Origin of the sequence: Phyllobacterium sp., assembly GCF_037994425.1 — a bacterium.
GTDB lineage: Bacteria > Pseudomonadota > Alphaproteobacteria > Rhizobiales > Rhizobiaceae > Phyllobacterium.
In genome coordinates this window covers 1-3,832 of sequence record NZ_JBBNAM010000441.1, presented here as the reverse complement: position 1 = coordinate 3,832, position 3,832 = coordinate 1, and the positions used below count along the sequence as shown (strand labels likewise).

The 3,832-nt window shown below is 56.3% G+C and carries 3 protein-coding genes; all 3 read right to left on the bottom strand.

Features of this window, described 5'->3' with window-relative positions; translation table 11 throughout:
• Positions 1-129 precede the first annotated feature (129 nt).
• Complete coding sequence (aspT, locus tag AAAB35_RS29140; protein WP_340671824.1) at positions 130-1,848, bottom strand: aspartate-alanine antiporter; 1,719 nt, start codon at positions 1,846-1,848, stop codon at positions 130-132.
• 212 nt (positions 1,849-2,060) lie between these two features.
• Entirely contained in the window at positions 2,061-2,795 is a 735-nt protein-coding gene (locus AAAB35_RS29135) for a DUF6065 family protein (RefSeq protein ID WP_340671823.1), read from the bottom strand.
• 70 nt (positions 2,796-2,865) lie between these two features.
• The coding region (locus AAAB35_RS29130) for an autotransporter outer membrane beta-barrel domain-containing protein (RefSeq protein ID WP_340671822.1) at positions 2,866-3,832 on the bottom strand (967 nt) is incomplete at its 5' end.

Sequence of the window (3,832 nt, the reverse complement as noted above, 5' to 3'; positions counted from 1 at the left end):
GAGGTCATTGATACCGAATTTCGGCTGTAATTTCAGTTTTTTAGCAGAGGAATTTAGCCGATCGTCCGTGGAACTTAGATACTGCGATACTCCGAAGAAATGTTATGGCGATGACCAGGCCTGCCGGGGCTAATAGCTTAATGTAGCTGCTAATGCTACCACGACTGGGCCCATCAAAGGCAGTAGCACATTTGAGATTGCGTAGGTCACCGTGTAACCAATGACAGGGATCGAGTTACCAGCCCGGGAAACGAGTGAGCTGATGGTTGGCGTGCTGCAATGCTGGCCGGCAATGACGCCAAGAAGGATAGGAGTTTCGATTTTCATCAGCTTCGAACCGACGAAGAGCGACAACGCCGCCGGTAGGACAGATACCAGCATCCCAAGGACTGGTAAAATAAGGCCATATTGCTTGACGAGCTTGATCGCATCTGGCCCGGCGCTGAGACCGATCGCAGCAATGAACGCGGCAAGACCAAAATCCTTGGCAAATTCGCCGGCGGCAGCTGGCAGACCGCCGCGGCTGGGACTGCGCATATTGAGCCATCCAAAGACGAGGCCCGCGATGAGTGCCCCGCCGCCTGAGCCGAGAGTCAGCTCCAGCGCGCCAACCTTGAAATTAAGATGCCCGATGAGAAGTCCGATAACAACGCCGAGTCCGAGGAACATGAAATCAGTCTTGTCACCCGGAGGAAGCGGTTTGCCGAGTTCGCCCGCAGCCTGCGCCACCACCTGATCGGGTCCATAAAGGGTCAAGATGTCGCCTTGCTGCAGGATCGTGCCCGACAGCGCAGGTATGCTCTGTCCCATCCGGCGCACGCCGGATATGAAGAGTCCACGTTGCATTTCCGGCCCGGCCATTTGTCTCAGTTGCCGAATCTGACGTCCGAACGCTTCTTTGCGCATCAGGACAACGTCGCGAGAGGTAAGTGCAAAGCTGGTGTCCTGCGGCACGGGCACCTCATCACCGAACCGGTCACGTGCAGCAATTACAGCATTGCGACGTCCCCGGACGAAAGCAATATCGTCGGGCTTAAGCATGAATTCGACGGATGTTTCAAGAAGTTCGTCACCGCGTTGTACGCGTTCAATCGTAACTGCCCAATTGCGACTTTTTTCAAACTCACCGATCGTGTGGCCGCCAACCGAACCGGCTCGAAAAGCACGCCCGACAAACACCGGCAGCCCCTCGATCTGATCATCGTCATCATCGGCTGATCCGAGCTTGCGCGCGAGTTCTTGAGCCTCCTTTCTAAGGTCGACCTTCAGAATCAACGGTGCGATCTGTGTCGTAAAGACGACGATGGATACCAGGCCGAACAGATAGGTAAGGCTGTAGGCCGTGGCGATGTTGGCCTGCAATTGCACGATTGTGTCATTGTTAAGGGCAAGGCGCGAGATCGCTTCGGATGCCGTGCCTATCACAGCCGATTCTGTTGCCGAGCCGGCAAACAGTCCGACGGCTGTGCCGATATCCAGCCGGAAGATAACGATCGATAGTGCCAACAACATCAGGACGCAGACGATCTCGATAATCGAAAAGATTCCATAACGCCACCCGCCACGGATGTTGGCAAAGAACTGAGGTCCAGCGGTGAAGCCGAGCCCATATATGAATAGTGCAAATGCAGTGTTCTTGAGGTCAGTACTTATGCGAACGCCGAACTGCCCCAGTGCCAAAGCTACGAAAAGCGTTCCGCAAATCCCTCCGAGTTGAACAGGGCCGACCTTCAACTTGCCCAACAGGTAACCGAGCCCGAGGCATATGAAGAGCGCAATAACAGGATCAATGAGAAGTGGCATGGAGTTGGTCCGGTCATGTTCGAGATCGACAGATATGAAGATCATTCGTTGCATGCGGCGGTGGGCCGGTTGTCTGCCGCTGTTCGCCGACGGATACGACTAGTTCATCGTGATCGAATCTTCTTAAATATTCGTGCAGTAGCCGTCGTACAGCACGGGACGCCAGTTGGAACAGCGGAGGCCGCGTGCCATGCGGATCACTAACTCGTGTATTCATCAGCAGTCGCCGAAGTCGTCTCCCAGAATGGCCGGATCAATCATTCGCTTGTAAACGGCCGCAGCCGCAATCGGCTGTGATGATCATGCGCACCCGGTGCCCCCGATGGCCCTACACCCCGGAAATAGGATTTCTGCCATTTCTCCAGTGCGGCTTTCGAGGCTGGATCCGCAAGCGTCGTATTGAACGTGTTGCGGCTCTCCATCCAGGTCGCGTACTCCTGTTCGAGCTCCGGATTCTCAGAAAGATTGCGCATGTCTGGAACAAGAGTCTCGAGGCTTCCACGGCCGAGAGGGAAGAAATGGCAGAATGGCTCATCGCTGCCGAAATACACTCGTTGATACGCCCGCGTGAACCTCCAGTTCATGGTGAACGTGTAGGGTGACCAATCTGTCTCGATGATACCCGATAGCGGTGCTATTGCATCCTTGGGCCGATTGATGGGGCCGGTCACGAATAGGTCCACGCCAGGCTCGGTGCGGAAAAGACAAGGAACATGAAATGTCAGAATGCCATCCCCGAAATGGCTGATGGCAGGCGGAGCTATGCCCGATGCTGACTTAATGCGTATCGCGTCGAGGCCGGAGCCGCCGTCCCAGATAGCCGAAAACGCATTGCTACACAGGATTTCCCAGCCGTGGGTATTGGCAATATTGAGTGGCAGGCACCGGTAGGCGAAGCGTTGATTGGTGTCATCCATCCACTCCCGCTCCACCGGCGCCGCTCGGATGCGCATGTGGTGACCGTCAATGACGTAGGCGGTAAGACGCTTCATGAGATGATTTCTGCGCTGGAGTTTTCAGTGATGGACTGGCGCACATGCGCCAGTCACCCATTGGAACCGTTTACCACGTTACCTTAAAGCCGATCTCGCCGCCGAAAGAATTGTTGTCAGCACCGTCGACGTCGAAGGAGTAGCTGAGGTCGCCAAAGGCGGCAAGATTCTCACTGATCTGGTAGGCTCCCCCACCGTTGAGCTCCAGCCAGGTTCCCTCGGTTTGCGTCACCAACGGGGTTGTGTTGAAGGTAACTGTCTGATCGGCCGAGAATCCGTGCCACAGATTAAGCCCGACATGCGCCAAAGCCTGACCCGTCGTATATTGGAGGCGTGCCCCCAGGCGACCCGTGAACGCATCATAGGAATCGTGGGTGATGTCGGAGAACGGATCATGAGTGTCATCGAAATCGATGCGTTGCCAGATTAATTGTGCCTGCGGTTCGATAGTCCAGCCTTTGGCGATCGTAAACGGCAGACCGGTTTCAGCCGAGGCGGCAAGACTGGTCCCGTCAACGTCGGATTCGATCCCGCGATTCGACTGACTGGTGCCGTTAAGCCATCCGTACTTGGCGACGACATCGAGATACCAGCCGTCTGGCGAGGTGCGCGTCCAGTATGCGCCAATGCTGTCTTCGTTGAGATCGAGGCTGCCGGCATCCAGATTGATGCGACCCAGGACATTGCCGCTGATGTCGCCGGAAGCTTCGCCGTGCGTATAGAACAGTCCAAACCGGTCGATATGGCCATTTTCGTGTTCGATGCCGACGATATCACTGCCGACCTGCAGCCCCCAATAATTCCCGTCGAACGCGGGGCCGATTTCGAACCCGGCGACGCTCAGTGATGCATCCGCACCAAGATCACTCTGCGCCCCAAATACGCGGCCCCAGACGGCGGATGGCGGTTTGCCGTCAGCCGGCACGTCGGCACCCTGTGGTTCGGCAGCCGAGTATATCGGTGCGCCATCGCCAATCAGGAGCGACTGGTCGCCGCGCCGCTGATGGAAGGTCCCCATAGTCAAAAGTCCCATGCGC

Bases quoted from the DNA above. Each gene is read 5' to 3' on its own strand.
- aspT (WP_340671824.1), bottom strand. From the start codon at position 1,848: ATGATCTTCATATCTGTCGATCTCGAACATGACCGGACCAACTCCATG.
- AAAB35_RS29135 (WP_340671823.1), bottom strand. From the start codon at position 2,795: ATGAAGCGTCTTACCGCCTACGTCATTGACGGTCACCACATGCGCATC.